The sequence below is a fragment of the Succinimonas amylolytica DSM 2873 genome (assembly GCF_000378405.1).
In the GTDB taxonomy this organism is placed as follows: Bacteria; Pseudomonadota; Gammaproteobacteria; order Enterobacterales; family Succinivibrionaceae; genus Succinimonas; species Succinimonas amylolytica.
In genome coordinates, this window is the sequence record NZ_KB899636.1 from 533,296 (window position 1) to 549,161 (window position 15,866).

Genomic DNA, 15,866 nt, shown 5'->3' on the forward strand with positions numbered 1-15,866 from the left:
TTATGTACCGGACCATGAACTTACAACGGTCTAGTACTTTCTTTCATGGGGTATGTCAGGGATAAAACGGCCATACCCTGGGTGATTTGTATGTTTTATTCTGGACAAGCTATGAAAACGAGAGTTTGCGAACCCTGTAATGTGTGGTAAATACTGATTCTGTGATCATCATATACTGTCTACGCAGATTGTCTTTAGAAAGTGGTGGAGGGATCTACGTCAATTACGGTTCGGCAGTTATTCGCCCGTCTGATTTCGTTTTTATGGTGTATCAAAGATGTAAGGAATTTTTGAAGCTCTGCACGGGTATCTGACTCTATGACAATATTAAGATAATATCTGTTGCCTTTTCTTTCCATGGATGCTGCCATAGGCGGGTGAATTTTTGTGTGGGGATACTCTGTACAAATCTCCAGCAGATAAAAATAAATCTCATCCATAAGATCGGATAGAGATCTGTGACTTGGCGAACTGCCTCTGATAACGGCGTGACTGGTTATAGGTGGGAGTTTTAGCCTTTCTCTGCGGGACAGCTCCTCACTTGCGAAAGCGTTGTAACCTTCTTTTATGAGAAGTTCCAGCAAAGGGTGATTAGGCCAGTAGGTCTGAAGAAGTACTCTCCCTTTTTTGGTAGCTCTCCCGGCACGTCCGCTTACCTGAATGATCAGCTGTGCTAGCTTTTCCCGGGAGCGAAAATCTTCACTGATGAGACTGCTGTCAACATTGATTATGCCTACCAGTGTTACTTCAGGAAAATCATGCCCTTTGGCCAACATCTGAGTTCCTATGATTATGCGGTGCTTTTTATCATTAATCTCCTGAAGATATTGTTCCAGTACACCTTTTTTGGTAATGCTGTCCCGATCAATGCGGACAATGCTTTCATTAGGGAAATGATTTTTAAGGCAACTTTCCAGTTGTTCTGTTCCGTTTCCAGTGACTGTAAGATTTCTGCTTTTGCAAAGAGGACATTCCGAAGGGACGGGATATCTGGTTTCACAGTGATGACACAGGAGAATATGACGGTCCTGATGATAACAAAGACTGGAATCGCAATTACTGCATAAAAATATATATCCGCAGTCGTGACAGATAATTTTAGGGGCATAACCGCGGCGGTTAAGCATTATTAAAACCTGATTGTTCTGTTCCAGCTCGGATCGAATTGCAATAAGCATAGAATCTGAAATACCGTGAAACTGTCCTTCCCGGCACATATTAATGGGAATAATTTTTGCTGGCTGGGCATTTCCAGCTCTTCTGAGAAGTTTTATCTCATGGAATTTTCCGATCTTGACGTTGTAAAGACTCTCTAGCGACGGGGTTGCGGATCCGAGAATAATTGGAATATTCTCCATCCGGGCTCTCACAGTTGCGAGATCTCTGGCGTGATAACGGAAGCCGTCTTCCTGGCGAAAAGAGCTGTCATGTTCTTCATCAATAATAATTATTCCCGGAAATCGCATAGGGGTGAAAACGGCACTTCTGGTTCCAATAAGAATGGCGGCATTTCCGCTCGAAAACAGCAGAAATGAATTAAGTCGTTCTTTTGCAGGCATCGCTGAGTTAATGCATACGATTGGGACTGAGAAACGCCGGTAAAAACGTTTTACAGTCTGTGGTGTTAAGTTTATCTCCGGAACCAGTACCATTGCCTGAAGTCCCTTGCGGATTATTTTTTCGATTATGTTAAGATATACCTCAGTTTTTCCGGAACCAGTTACACCGTTTATGAGGAAAACATTGAATCCGCTTTTTGCACTTATTTCAGTGACAGCGCTATTCTGTTCCTCATTCATTGTAAATTCGTGATTAACGGAAATTTCTCCCTGATACCATGGTTTTTGACGTTCCCTTAGATTAATTCGTTTCAGCAGCCCTTTTTTTTCTAGTCCTTTAAGGATTGTGCCGGGGATTCCGATGTTTTTAAAATCCGCTGTTGACAGAGATTGTTTTTGAAGGCAGTTCCAGGCTTCTTTGGCTTTACAGCTACGCCCAAGCAGTTTTTCCGGGGCAGCGGTTTCGGTTTTCTCCCATCCTTCTATCTCTGGCAGTTTTGCAGGGTAACAGCTCTTCAGGAGTGGTGGAAGTGCCGAAAAGAACACTTCACCCACAGGATAATGGTAATATGACGCTGCCCAGAGCAGTACAGAAATTACGTTATGGTCAAATATCGGCACCTCATCAATGAATCTGAGAATCTTCTTTATATTTCCCTGAGTGGCATTGTCCCGTGAAAGTTCATTTTTTGTGTGTTCAGAAACAACTACACCCATAAGCTCCCGGGATCCCACAGTGACCAAAACCCGGCACCCTACCATGATTTTCGGGTAACGATCCGGGGCTTTTTCTGCCGTTAAAACGTCGGGATTTTGATTTTTGTAGGAAGTGGATTCCGAAAATATCAGTCCAAGGGCGTTGTCATCTGGGGAACAGTGATCTTCCGTTGTTTCATCGGGGGTCGCATATTTGAGGGTGTGGTAAATGTGGATATTTACGGCAACTTGCAGATACATTATTTTTATTACACCTATTGCACATTCTCTCTCAATAATATATCATGCGACCCGTTTTTTGACTTTTACTTTAACTATGTGTGGTGTCAGGCGCGAAAGTGGTCTGATGGCGACACAGCCTGAATGAGGTTTTTCCATGAAAAAAGATATTCACCCAGCATATGATTTTATTACCGTTAAATGTTCTTGCGGTAACACCTTCAAGGTACGTTCAACTCTCGGCAAGGATCTCAGCATTGATGTTTGCTCTTCATGTCATCCTTTCTTTACCGGTAAGCAGAAGATAGTTGACAATGCTGGACGTGTTGAGCGTTTCAATAAGCGTTTTGGCATGTTTGGCGCCAAGAAGTAAGCTGAATTTCTCTAAGTTCCATGAAAATCCCGTACTGAAACATGTTACGGGATTTTTGTTTTTTCATTATTATAAAAGTTGTCCCACTGAACAATTTTTGTTTCATTTTCCCAATTTTGTCGCAATATTGTTTATTCTTTGATCACGGCGGGTATTTTTTTGATGGGGATTATGCGATCCCAGCCCGTTTTTGGAGCAGATAATTCTGTTTTTTCAGGTCGTTTTCGTCTGTTTCGGACTTTTCAGATACAATAACAGTCACAGTCCTGTTTATTGGAGTTTTTTCTTATGGCTGACAGTAAATTACATGAAGAAGCTTTGGAATATCACGAACACCCGACACCGGGGAAGATTTCCATCAGCATTACCAAACCCGCGGAGACCGCTCATGATCTGACATTGGCATATAGCCCGGGAGTGGCTGAGCCGGTGCGTGAGATAGCGGACAGTCCTGACAATGCCTATAGGTATACCATCAAGGGCAATCTGGTCGCGGTTATTTCCAATGGAACGGCAATTCTTGGTCTTGGTAACCTAGGACCTCTGGCATCGAAGCCAGTAATGGAAGGGAAGGCCCTGTTATTTAAGAAATTTGCCAATGTTGATGCCATAGATATTGAGGTTAAACACAAGGATATTGATGATTTTGTTAATACTGTCGCCAATATAGCTGATACTTTTGGAGGTATCAATCTTGAGGATATAAAGGCTCCTGAATGCTTTGAAATTGAAAGACGTCTTAAAAAACTTTGTTCCATTCCTGTGTTTCATGATGATCAGCATGGTACTGCCATAGTAACAACAGCTGGCATTCTCAATGCCCTTAAACTACAGGGAAAGAATATTGAGGATTGCAAGGTGGTGTGTCTGGGGGCCGGTGCTGCAGGTGTTGCATGTTCGGATCTGCTTCTTGCCAGTGGGGCGAAGAGGGAACGTTTCTTCATGGTAGACCGCCATGGAATTATTCGTTCTGATCGTACAGATCTTAATGGAGAGAAGCCTCGTTTTGTAAATGATTCTGGTCCAACTACTTTGACGGAGGCTCTTAAGGATGCCGATGTTTTCCTGGGTGTTTCTGGTTCAAATCTGGTGAGCGAGGAACAGGTTAAGAGCATGGCACCGAAGGCTGTTATTTTTGCGTGTTCGAATCCTAATCCGGAAGTGGCTCCTGAAATTGTTAGGAGAGCTCGTCCGGATATTATTTTTGGTACCGGACGTTCTGATTATCCTAACCAGATCAACAATGTTATCTGTTTTCCGTTCCTTTTCAGAGGAGCTCTTGATGTCAGGGCCACAGAAATCAATCTTGAGATGAAGAAGGCGGCTATGAATGCTATTCGGCTTCTTGCTCAGGAACCGGTTCCAGAAGAGGTGGTTAAGGCTTCTGGGGCTGACACCTTGGAATTTGGTCCAGAATACATAATGCCGAAGCCGATGGATCGGCGTCTTGTTAAGCGCGTTGCCAAAGCAGTTGCAGAGGCTGCGGTACGGACTGGTGTTGCTAGGATTCCGATGCCTGAGCATTATATGGAAGACTGATATTTTTTGATTTGCACTAGCCGAAGCCATGGTTAACAGAGTCCATGGCTTTTTTATTTGTCTGTTGTTGTTTTTTGTTATTCACCACTGACAGTTTCTTTGTCTGAGCAGGCCTCTGTTCTGATATCTCTACCTCAATAGCTCTCGATTTTCACATGGTCGATACTATATTTTCCTGAAATTATCCTTGCTCGTGATTATAATTCGCGGTTGTCCGGAGGTGTTTTGCTTAAAAAGGAATCTGGTGAAAATCCAGAACTGTCGCGCAGCGGTAACTTTGTAGCTGATTCTGATAATGACACTGCCTGATGGTGGGAAGTCTCAGAGTTTTAAAGAAGTCCGAATACTTGCCCCGGTGTCTGTTAACTTTTCACGCGTAATGAATAAGGACTTATCAATGAAAATTAAATACATGATGCTTGGGATGCTTTTTCCAGCGATGGTTTCTGCTGAGACCTTAAGGACAGAGGATGTTGTAGTTACAGCTTCCAGAATAATGGAAAGCGAGTCATCTGTTCTGGCACCTGTTGAAGTAGTAACCAGAGAGCAGATAGAAAAAATGGAGCTTCACACCGTTAAGGAGGTTCTTGAACTTCTTCCTGGTATTGATGCTATAAGTTATGGCGGACGTGGCCAGTCCGCAAATTTTTACGTTCGTGGGGGAAAGGCCGAACATGTGCTGGTTCTGCTTGATGGCAATCCTTTGAATTCAACGGGCATTGCTGCTGTTAATCCAAATTATCTGCCCGCTGATATAATTGAAAGAATTGAATATATCAGAGGACATCGTGCCACTGTTTATGGAGCCAACGCCCTGTCTGGTGTTATCAATATCATTACTCGCCCGGCTTACAAAAACCATCAGGAACTGAGTTATTCCTTTGGAACTCATGAGGCTCATGATCTTTCTGTTAATAACGCCGTGGCTCTTTCCGATAGCGATGTGATTAAAGTTGCCGGTGGAGTATCTAGTGCAGAAGGTTATAACGTGCATCCTCTTCCCGGACTTAATGAAGGCGATAGGCATGGTTATAAGAACAAAAATCTTGAATTGTTATATGCGCATACTACTGGTGCGGGAATTGAAATTTCTGGAAGCTATAATTACATTTTTAACCGTGGAGATTATGATAATTCATATTATTCTGACTGGGGGAACGTTCATGAAACAGACCGCAATCAGGTGGAAAGAAATATCTTTAATGTTGGATCTAACTATACCGGAGAGCTATACCGTTATGATCTGGGACTGATGTTTTCTAAGAGTAATGATTATAACTACCCCAAAGGTCAGGCTCTCTACGGCCTTTCATCTTCGGTTTTCAAGGTTCAGGCCTTCAACGGTCACTTTGTAAACTACTGGAATCCTTTAGGGGATTTGCTGACAGGTTTTGGTCTGGATTATGACAATAATGTGTTGGATCGTGATTCCAATACTTACGGAACAAAATTTGGAAATAGGGATATTTCTTTAGTAAACAGAGGATATTCCCTGCTTGCAAAATACAACGATGAAATGTTTCTCGGAGAAGCATCCGTACGTTTGGATGATAATTCCAGATTTGGAACCAAAACAACCTTTGATGCTGGTTTGGGTGTGAAAATTATTCCGTTACTGGCGATCTCGGTACGAGGTGGTACGGCTTTCAGAGCTCCGACTCTTTCGGAGCTCTATTATCCGGCAACATTTGGTCCGGCAGGAAACATTAATTTGAAGCCTGAAAAGTCTTCAAGTGTGGAATTTAATATTAAGGGAGGTGCTGAGAATTTCGGTTATTATTTGAACGGATACCTTAATAATGTTAGAGATATGATAGCCTGGGTTAACGGTTATGAAAATGTATCAAAAGCCAGAATTCGCGGATTGGAAGCCGGATTGGAGTATTCGTTTGCCAAATGGCTTTCAGTAAAGGCTATGGCTGATTTGATGGATCCAGAGGATCGTGAGACAGGAAAGGATATTGCTTACAGATCTCGTCAGACTTATAAGGCTCTCATAAATGGTGAGGCCTGTAATTTTGATTATTTCGGCAATTATCGTTTTGTATCACACAGGAATGTTGGATATGGCCCACGTTTGCCGGGGTATGGAACGGTCTCTATCGGGGTAGGATATACCTGGAATGACAGAGTGCGTTTTGGAGTGAAAGCTGATAATCTGTTCGACAGGAAGTATGAAACACAAAGAGGATATCCGTCTGAAGGAGCCGTTGTTAGCGGAACCATAACTCTGAAAAATTTCTTTTAATGTTTTAAGAGGTTCCTGAAATCTACTCTGTATCATTTCAGAGGTTGTTTTTTTGAAGCCATTTGCGAAAAAACCGCAGATGGTTTTTGCTTTTTATCCATATCTGGGGGATATCGTTGTACGGAGTAGGGGAGGGATCACTTTTATAATACTCGTGGAGTGTTTGGCAGAACTTCAGATAATTAGACAATATCATACTCACACCGAGTTTGTTCCTCTTTCTAATCATTAATTATCGTTCCATAAACTGGCAAAAGCGGTAATTGTGCAGTAATTATGATGTTATTAGCTTATACCTAATTTTTTTGAAATTGTGGACAGATCATTGAGGATAATTGACCAACTCACAGAGTAACGGCATTTTTGACTGTGAAATTGACAGGTTGTTTTATCTTGCACACTCAAGTCCATTATTGGGGATAATTACTACAATGCACAGGTATACCACAGGATATTGAGAGATTTGTAAACACTTTATTCTCAATAATTGTGCATTGTACTGGTAAGCAGATGTATTTTTTTTGAAAGTGATAATTGCAGACTATACAGTAACAGTTTTAATAACATGGCAGTAAGCATTGATTTGTTGTGGATATGTGGGTGTTTATATTTGTTTAGGTGGGGACAGGGGGTGTGATTTGTGAGGTAGTAAAGCGGGTGGCTAAGAGGATATAGTTGTTAACAACATGTGTATTATTTGACGATAAGTGTTAATAAATCCGAAATATTGTGAATAATCAGGGTGTGAATTGTGTTTAAGAACCAGAAGTTAATGATTATCATATTGATGATTTGTTTAACTGGATTGTCGTAAGGAAATGCTTGTTGAGGTATAGAGATGTTTAATGTACTGTTTTTTGATTCAGGGGTGGGAGGTTTGTCTGTTTACCGGGATGTGATAGCTGAATATAAGGATATTGAACCGTGTTTTTTGTTTGACAATGCTTATTTTCCGTATGGCGATAAAGCATCTGATTTTATCAGGAACAGAGTTACTGCTTTGATAAGCAGAATAACAGAGATTTATCATTTTGATATGGTGGTGATAGCCTGCAATACTGCCAGTACCATAGCACTTCAGTCTGTAAGATCCGTTGTAAATATTCCGGTAGTGGGGGTGGTTCCTGCCATTAAACCGGCGGCGCGACTTACAAAGAGAAAAATAATTGGGCTTTTGGCTACTCCTGGAACTGTTGCCAGAAGTTACACTCACGATCTAATAAGGAGTTTTGCTGGCGGAGTTCAGGTACTTAGTATAGGTACTACTGAGCTGGTACGTATTGCCGAGGATATGCTTGCAGGACTCTCATGCAATGTCGAGGAAATTGCAGAAGTGCTAATGCCCTGGACATCTCTTCCTGCTAACAGCCAGCCAGATGTAATAGTACTTGGGTGTACACACTTTCCTCATATTAAAAACGAGATTCATTGTATTATGCCGGAGGCACTGCTTGTTGATTCTGGCAGGGCCATTGGAAGAAGGGTTCGATCCTTGCTGAGCGCAATGTCGGAAAAGAGACAGTCCGTAAGCAGGGAATTTGCTGGAAAAATTGCTTTCTGTACAGATATAAGCATTCTTTCAGAGCAAAACAGGCAGGTATTTAATAAATTCGGTTTTTTGAAGTGTTTGGAATTCAGGCCTTGTGCTGGCTAAGAATTCAGGCAAACGACGTTTGTCAGTACGCAGTTATATTACGAGAAAAAACTCCTCCAGGCGCTTCAGGTTTTAAGAGAATTGTCCATTTTGGCTGGCCTGATAACCTTTACCCGATTTTTTTGGCGTATCAATGCGAGTTCGTCGGGGGTTGCTACGGCGGGGTTTATGGAATCAATATCAGTGTTCTGTGAGGTTCTGGAATATTCTGAACCTCGAATTTTGACGGTAATCCCGGTTTTTTTTGAAGTGTCGTAGCTATTATCACCTTGTCCTGTAATTTTGGCAGGTATTTCGGTGTTGCTGTTTTCTGATTTTACGTCTCTAGGTACATTAACGTCAGAATCGGTATCATGTTTCAATACAGAGTAATGTGCGGAAAGTGTTGTCTGGTTTGCACTTTCTGGCACGGATATATCTGGTCTTGCAGCTTCCTTGTGAGAGGTTGTGTATTTTCCAGACATGAAAAGAGTTAAAGGTGATATAGCACCTGACATGAATATCAAAAAAGTGCTTAAAACGATAAATGCTCCAGTTTCTTCTGCGATATTGTCAATAAATCTGGTAACAAAGATGACATACAAAAGGGAGATAACTAACGCGATAAAGCATGATTTTAGATATTTGGTGGATTTCATTGTGTATGTTACCCCGTATAAAACAGCGCATGAGGAACTTTTGTGCGTAATTCTAGCAAAAACATGAAAACTGTAATGAGCCTAGTCGTTCAATAGAGTGACAATTGTCAGGTGTTGATACAGACGGTAATCGAGTAGAAGTTTGTCTGTATGTTGCTTGATAAATAACAATAAATGCTGAAAATCGTAAAATAATTGAATTTGATGACCATCACATAATGAAAAGTGGTTTGTTTTTGAGCAATTTGATTAAAAAATGGTCAAAAACTTGAAAAAAGAGATGAATTTTGAAAAAAGTGTTGACGAGGTTCAAAAAATCTCTAAAATACGCACTCGCTGACAGGGTAAAGCTCAGCGAAGTTCTTTAACAAACAGTTTAGACAATCTGTGTGGGCACTCGGCAGGAATTATCGGAAGGCTAAAAAAAGAAGTCTCGATAATAGGAACTGCAGAGTGAACAACAAAACAGTTGAATTCATTATTGAGCAAAAGAAACAAACTTTTGAATTGAAGAGTTTGATCATGGCTCAGATTGAACGCTGGCGGCAGGCTTAATACATGCAAGTCGAACGGTAGCAGCAGGAAAGCTTGCTTTTCTGGCTGACGAGTGGCGGACGGGTGAGTAATACCTGGGAAACTGCCTATAAGAGGGGGATAACACCTGGAAACGGGTGCTAATACCGCATAAACCCTGAGGGGAAAAGGATGGGAAACCATGCGCTTATAAATGTGCCCAGGAGGGATTAGCTAGTTGGGGAGGTAAAGGCTCACCAAGGCGACGATCTCTAGCTGGTCTGAGAGGATGATCAGCCACATTGGGACTGAGACACGGCCCAAACTCCTACGGGAGGCAGCAGTAGGGAATATTGCACAATGGGGGAAACCCTGATGCAGCCATGCCGCGTGTGTGAAGAAGGCCTTCGGGTTGTAAAGCACTTTCAGCGGGGAGGAAGCTGAAGTTCGAACAGGGCAGAAAGCAGACGTTACCCGCAGAAGAAGCGCCGGCTAACTCCGTGCCAGCAGCCGCGGTAATACGGAGGGCGCAAGCGTTAATCGGAATAACTGGGCGTAAAGCGCACGCAGGCGGTTATGCAAGTCAGATGTGAAATCCCAGCGCTTAACGTTGGGCGGTCATTTGAAACTGCAAGACTAGAGTACTATAAGGGGAGCTGGAATTCCAAGTGTAGCGGTGAAATGCGTAGATATCTGGAAGAACACCGGTGGCGAAGGCGAGCTTCTGGATAGTAACTGACGCTCAGGTGCGAAAGCGTGGGGAGCAAACAGGATTAGATACCCTGGTAGTCCACGCTGTAAACGATGTCAATTAGGAGTCTAGTCCGAAGAGGCTGGGTTCCGCAGCTAACGCTTTAAATTGACCGCCTGGGGAGTACGGCCGCAAGGTTAAAACTCAAATGAATTGACGGGGGCCCGCACAAGCGGTGGAGCATGTGGTTTAATTCGATGCAACGCGAAGAACCTTACCTGAACTTGACATATACGATGATCTGTCTGAGAGGATGGAGTACCCGCAAGGGAATCGTAAACAGGTGCTGCATGGCTGTCGTCAGCTCGTGTCGTGAGATGTTGGGTTAAGTCCCGCAACGAGCGCAACCCTTGTTCTTTGTTGCCAGCGCGTAAAGGCGGGAACTCAAAGAAGACTGCCGGTGATAAACCGGAGGAAGGCAGGGATGACGTCAAGTCATCATGGCCCTTACGTTCAGGGCTACACACGTGCTACAATGGTTTGTACAGAGGGAAGCGAAGTCGCGAGACGGGGCAGATCTCAGAAAGCAAATCGTAGTCCGGATTGGAGTCTGCAATTCGACTCCATGAAGTCGGAATCGCTAGTAATCGCGAATCAGAATGTCGCGGTGAATACGTTCCCGGGCCTTGTACACACCGCCCGTCACACCATGGGAGTGAATTGCACCAGAAGTAGTTAGCGTAACCGCAAGGGGCGCGATTACCACGGTGTGGTTTATGACTGGGGTGAAGTCGTAACAAGGTAACCATAGGGGAACCTGTGGTTGGATCACCTCCTTAACAGGAAAAGCGTCTGATAAATTGTTGCTGAATGTTCACACAGATTGTTTAAGCTGAATGAAAGAGACAGTGGAATGAAGTATGTCCCCATCGTCTAGTGGCCTAGGACATCGCCCTTTCACGGCGGTAACATGAGTTCGAACCTCATTGGGGACGCCACACCGGTCTCGGAGAGAGAAACCAGAGTAATTGCGGTTCAAGGGAGCTGAAATTACTGCGGTTTTTCACGACTGCAAGTTCTTTAAAAATTTAATCAAGCTGAAAATCAAAAAGAGTTCAAACAAGCAAGTGTCTTGGAACTTTTTGGCGTAAACAAATGTTACGAAACTGAGCTGAAAGAAGTTCAGGATCTTTGTTTAAGAATACGGCGAAGGGAAGAAAGGAAGGGGAACCCCTGACAGACTTTCCGGGGTTGTATGGTTAAGTGAAGAAGCGTGCATGGTGGATGCCTTGGCAATAAGAGGCGATGAAGGACGTACTAACCTGCGAAAAGCCGCGGTAAGCTGGTAAGAAGCGTAAAAGCCGCGGATGTCCGAATGGGGCAACCCGACACAGAAGTGTCATTCCGAAAGGAAAGCGAACCGGGAGAAGTGAAACATCTCAGTACCCCGAGGAAAAGAAATCAACCGAGATTCTCCAAGTAGTGGCGAACGAACGGGGAAGAGCCCAAAATCTCTGCATGTGCAAGCCGAAATGTCTGGGAAGGCATACGAAAGAGGGTGACAGTCCCGTAGGCGGAAGCGGGTGCAGGGTGAAAAACGAGTATGGCGGGACACGTGGTATCCTGTCAGAAGATGGGGGGACCATCCTCCAAGGCTAAATACTACTTATTGACCGATAGTGAACAAGTACCGTGAGGGAAAGGCGAAAAGAACCCCTGTGAGGGGAGTGAAAAGAATCTGAAACCGTGCACGTACAAGCAGTGGGAGCCCGAAAGGGTGACTGCGTACCTTTTGTATAATGGGTCAGCGAGTTGCTTTCAGTGGCGAGGTTAACCGAATAGGGGAGCCGAAGGGAAACCGAGTATTAACTGTGCGCTGAGTCGCTGGGAGCAGACCCGAAACCTGATGATCTAACCGTGGGCAGGATGAAGGTAAGGTAACACTTACTGGAGGTCCCGACCCACTAGTGTTGCAAAACTAGGGGATGACCTGCGGTTAGGGGTGAAAGGCCAATCAAATCAGGTGATATCTGGTTCTCCCCGAAAGCTATTTAGGTAGCGCCTCAATGGATAATTGCCGGGGGTAGAGCACTGTTTCAGAAAGGGGCCCAGCCAATGGGTTTCCGATTTGATGCAAACTCCGAATACCGGCAAGGAAGAAATTGGGAGACAGACGGCGGGTGCTAACGTTCGTCGTCGAGAGGAAAACAATCCAGACCGCCAGCTAAGGTCCCGAAGTCAATGTTAAGTGGGAAACGAAGTGGGAAGGCATAGACAGCTAGGATGTTGGCTTAGAAGCAGCCATCATTAAAAGAAAGCGTAATAGCTCACTAGTCGAGTCGGCCCGCGCGGAAGATGTAACGGGGCTAAACATTGCACCGAAGCTGCGGAATCGCAGAAATGCGGATTGGTAGGGGAGCGTTCTGTAAGGTGAAGAAGGCATACCGGAAGGAGTGCTGGAGCTATCAGAAGTGCGAATGCTGACGTGAGTAACGATAATGCGGGTGAAAAACCCGCACGCCGGGAGACCAAGGGTTCCTGTCCAACGTTAATCGGGGCAGGGTGAGTCGGTACCTAATGATAAGCTGAAAAGCGAGGCAGATGGAAAATCGGTTAATATTCCGATACTGGCATTAGCTGCGAAGGAGGGACGGAGAAGGCTAGGTGCGCCTGCTGTTGGATGCAGGTGAAAGGATGTAGTTCCGGCGCGTACGAAAAAAGGCGAGCTGAAGGATGAGATCTGAGAGGATTGCACTACGGTGCGAGAAGGCATTGATGCCAGGCTTCCAGGAAAAGCTTCTAAGCTACAGGCTAATGCGAGCCGTACCCGAAACCGACACAGGTGGTCGAGTAGAGAATACCAAGGCGCTTGAGAGAACTCGGGTGAAGGAACTAGGCAAAATAGTACCGTAACTTAGGGAGAAGGTATGCTGACGAAAGTGAAGGACTGCGCGTCCGGAGCAAGAGTCAGTCGCAGCGAAGAGGTGGCTGGGACTGTTTAACAAAAACACAGCACACTGCGAACACGGAAGTGGAAGTATAGTGTGTGACACCTGCCCGGTGCTGGAAGGTTAAATGATGATGTCATCGCAAGAGAAGCATCTGATTGAAGCCCCAGTAAACGGCGGCCGTAACTATAACGGTCCTAAGGTAGCGAAATTCCTTGTCGGGCAAGTTCCGACCTGCACGAATGGTGTAACCATGGCCACGCTGTCTCCACCCGAGACTCAGTGAAATCGAAATTGCTGTGAAGATGCAGTGTACCCGCGGCTAGACGGAAAGACCCCGTGAACCTTTACTATAGCTTGACACTGAACATTGAGTACATTTGTGTAGGATAGATGGGAGACAGAGAAACCTGTACGCCAGTATGGGCGGAGTCGACGTTGAAATACCATTCTGATGTGCTTGGTGTTCTAACTTCGGAAGGAGGACAGTGTCTGGTGGGTAGTTTGACTGGGGCGGTCTCCTCCCAAAGGGTAACGGAGGAGCACGAAGGTTGGCTAATCACGGTCGGACATCGTGAGGATAGTGCAATGGCAGAAGCCAGCTTAACTGCGAGACAGACGAGTCGAGCAGATGCGAAAGCAGGTCATAGTGATCCGGTGGTTCTGAATGGAAGGGCCATCGCTCAACGGATAAAAGGTACTCTGGGGATAACAGGCTGATACCGCCCAAGAGTTCATATCGACGGCGGTGTTTGGCACCTCGATGTCGGCTCATCACATCCTGGGGCTGCAGCAGGTCCCAAGGGTATGGCTGTTCGCCATTTAAAGTGGTACGCGAGCTGGGTTCAAAACGTCGTGAGACAGTTTGGTCCCTATCTGCCGTGGGCGCAGGAAGATTGAAGGGGATTGCTCCTAGTACGAGAGGACCGGAGTGAACGAACCGCTGGTGAGAGGATTGTAATGCCAATTGCATAGTCCGGTAGCTAAGTTCGGGATCGATAACCGCTGAAAGCATCTAAGCGGGAAGCGAGCCCTGAGATGAGTCTTCCCAGACCTTGAGTCTGTAAGGACCGTCAGAGACGATGACGTTGATAGGTGAGGAGTGGAAGCGTTGCGAGGCGTGGAGCGGACTCATACTAATGATCCGAGAGGCTTAACCATACAACGCCCGGAAAGTTTGGCGCTTGCGGGTTTGAACGGAAGAAGTGATTTGAGGCGAGATTAAATTTTTAAACCGGATTGCCTGATGAAGATAACGTTCTGGAACCACCTGTATCCATTCCGAACACAGAAGTGAAACGGAACAGTGCCGATGGTAGTGTAGCATTCGCTATGTGAGAGTAGGTCATTGTCAGGCATTTTATTTGAAAGAGGGAGTTCCTTTGCGGAGCTCCCTTTTTTCGTTATTACCCTTTAGTTCTTTACTAGATGCGGTACAGTTTATAGGCCTGAATATATTTAGTACTTACATAGAACTGTTAGAATTTTAATGATCTATGATGTTTTGAGGATCTGTTTTATTATTGATAAGCTATGATACCGTTGCTGACTTCATTATAGGTTTAGTAATTTAAGTTTTAATTGCTAATATCACTCAGTGATTCGGATTGGTTGTACTGCTTTGATAGTGATTCTCTCTTGAAATTTTTATATTGGTGAATATATTTTATATCACAAAATATTGATGCGATAATGCTAGCGAATATGATGTAAAATAGTGAGGTATATGGGAAACTGCTTGCCGTGGTTTTGTTCCTTTTCTTAAAAAGTCCGTGCCTGTTTTTCATGAGAAAAGTTAGTATGTCGTGTTTTTGAATACACAACATGGTGAATTCTTTTAAAAAACGTTTTCACGTGGTAAAATGTAGAGCCGGGATTTATGAGGGAAATTTTTCCAAAACATTTTATAAGCGTTGGCAGTCCCAGTAGTTGTTTATTTAAATCATTTGATTAGTGACCATAATTATGAAGAGTTTGATTCTTGTGACATCACCACCGGCCTGTGGTAAGACATATGTATCTAAGGCAATTGCTAAAAAGTTAGATCATGTTGTATATCTTGATAAGGATACGCTCATTGTTCTTTCTAAACAGATTTTTGTGGTTGCTAATCAGGAATACAACCGCAGCTCTGATTTTTTCGAAGAGCATATCAGAGACTATGAGTACTACGCCATTCTTGATTTGGCTTTTGAGGCTCTTGAATACGAAGATAACGTGCTTATAAACGCTCCGTTTACCCGAGAGGTTAGAGATCCTTCGTATATTGCCGATTTGAGAACAAAACTTGCCAAGATTGGGGCTCGTTTGGTTTTGGTTTGGGTTGATACTTCTCCGGAAACTTGTCACCAGCGCATGATCAAGAGAAATTCTAGCCGTGATACCTGGAAGTTGGAACATTGGGACGAGTATATTTCCCGTTGTAATTTTACCATGCCCGAAAATGTGGGTGATGTTTTTGTGTTCAAGAACAACAACGGAGCTGAATTTGACGAGTCTCTAGATCGGATTGCCGAGTTCCTGAACTGATAGTCACTGTTCTGTGTTGTCAAAAAAAGGAGTCATTACATAATGACTCCTTTTTTATTTTTCTGATTTTTCGGAACAAAGTTCCAGAATCCATTTATGTTTGTCTCCTCGAGGTCTTTAATTATAAAACAAGGGGCGCAGTGACGGATGAGCGAAGGTGTTGACTGTTATAAGAGCATTCACAAATGACATTGGTCAGTAATTCTAAAAACTATTGACCAATGTAATGTCGGTTGAG

The 15,866-nt window shown here is 44.1% G+C and carries 7 protein-coding genes, 1 tRNA gene, 3 rRNA genes and 1 riboswitch; of the genes, 9 read left to right on the forward strand and 2 right to left on the reverse strand.

All coding sequences use genetic code 11. From position 1 onward, the window contains the following. Nucleotides 1-194 precede the first annotated feature (194 nt). Complete coding sequence (locus tag F557_RS18495) at nt 195-2,516, reverse strand: primosomal protein N' (protein ID WP_019000657.1); 2,322 nt, start codon at nt 2,514-2,516, stop codon at nt 195-197. A 136-nt stretch (nt 2,517-2,652) separates the two neighbouring features. Between F557_RS18495 and rpmE the strand changes: the two genes are divergently transcribed. From rpmE to murI, 4 genes are all read left to right on the forward strand, one after another. Continuing rightward, on the forward strand, nt 2,653-2,868 hold the full coding sequence (gene rpmE, locus F557_RS0102385) for a 50S ribosomal protein L31 (RefSeq protein WP_019000658.1): 216 nt from the start codon (nt 2,653-2,655) through the stop codon (nt 2,866-2,868). 288 nt (nt 2,869-3,156) lie between these two features. Then, nucleotides 3,157-4,407: a malic enzyme-like NAD(P)-binding protein gene (locus F557_RS0102390; protein ID WP_019000659.1), complete on the forward strand. Its 1,251-nt coding sequence runs from the start codon at nt 3,157-3,159 to the stop codon at nt 4,405-4,407. Between the two features lie 190 nt (nt 4,408-4,597). Next, a riboswitch (cobalamin riboswitch) is annotated at nt 4,598-4,776 on the forward strand. A 28-nt stretch (nt 4,777-4,804) separates the two neighbouring features. Further along, nucleotides 4,805-6,655: a TonB-dependent receptor domain-containing protein gene (locus F557_RS0102395; RefSeq protein ID WP_019000660.1), complete on the forward strand. Its 1,851-nt coding sequence runs from the start codon at nt 4,805-4,807 to the stop codon at nt 6,653-6,655. A gap of 838 nt (nt 6,656-7,493) precedes the next feature. After that, nucleotides 7,494-8,309 (forward strand): glutamate racemase, encoded by an 816-nt coding sequence (murI, locus tag F557_RS0102400; RefSeq protein WP_019000661.1) that lies wholly within the window; start codon nt 7,494-7,496, stop codon nt 8,307-8,309. A gap of 65 nt (nt 8,310-8,374) precedes the next feature. On the opposite strand, the gene F557_RS0102405 is transcribed toward murI, so the two are convergent. Next, nucleotides 8,375-8,947, reverse strand: a complete 573-nt coding sequence (locus F557_RS0102405; RefSeq protein ID WP_019000662.1) for a hypothetical protein — start codon at nt 8,945-8,947, stop codon at nt 8,375-8,377. Between the two features lie 504 nt (nt 8,948-9,451). On the opposite strand from F557_RS0102405, the gene F557_RS0102410 reads away from it, so the two are divergent. The 5 genes from F557_RS0102410 (at nt 9,452) to F557_RS0102430 (ending at nt 15,628) form a co-directional block, all read left to right on the forward strand. Continuing rightward, nucleotides 9,452-10,990 (forward strand): 16S ribosomal RNA (locus F557_RS0102410). 83 nt (nt 10,991-11,073) lie between these two features. Beyond that, a tRNA-Glu gene (locus tag F557_RS0102415) sits at nt 11,074-11,149 on the forward strand. Between the two features lie 259 nt (nt 11,150-11,408). Then, nucleotides 11,409-14,260 (forward strand): 23S ribosomal RNA (locus F557_RS0102420). Nucleotides 14,261-14,341: 81 nt separating this feature from the next. Continuing rightward, nucleotides 14,342-14,456, forward strand: a 5S ribosomal RNA gene (gene rrf, locus F557_RS0102425). The 16S, 23S and 5S rRNA genes sit together here with 1 tRNA gene alongside, the layout of an rRNA operon. A gap of 626 nt (nt 14,457-15,082) precedes the next feature. Further along, nucleotides 15,083-15,628 (forward strand): P-loop nucleotide/nucleoside kinase family protein, encoded by a 546-nt coding sequence (locus F557_RS0102430; protein WP_245539379.1) that lies wholly within the window; start codon nt 15,083-15,085, stop codon nt 15,626-15,628. The last annotated feature ends 238 nt before the right edge of the window (nt 15,629-15,866 follow it).

What these genes read in the sequence shown, in the direction of transcription:
- F557_RS0102395 (WP_019000660.1), top strand. Translation starts at nt 4,805, where the DNA reads ATGAAAATTAAATACATGATGCTTGGGATGCTTTTTCCAGCGATGGTT.
- F557_RS0102390 (WP_019000659.1), top strand. Translation starts at nt 3,157, where the DNA reads ATGGCTGACAGTAAATTACATGAAGAAGCTTTGGAATATCACGAACAC.
- rpmE (WP_019000658.1), top strand. Translation starts at nt 2,653, where the DNA reads ATGAAAAAAGATATTCACCCAGCATATGATTTTATTACCGTTAAATGT.
- murI (WP_019000661.1), top strand. Translation starts at nt 7,494, where the DNA reads ATGTTTAATGTACTGTTTTTTGATTCAGGGGTGGGAGGTTTGTCTGTT.
- F557_RS18495 (WP_019000657.1), bottom strand. Translation starts at nt 2,516, where the DNA reads ATGTATCTGCAAGTTGCCGTAAATATCCACATTTACCACACCCTCAAA.
- F557_RS0102405 (WP_019000662.1), bottom strand. Translation starts at nt 8,947, where the DNA reads ATGAAATCCACCAAATATCTAAAATCATGCTTTATCGCGTTAGTTATC.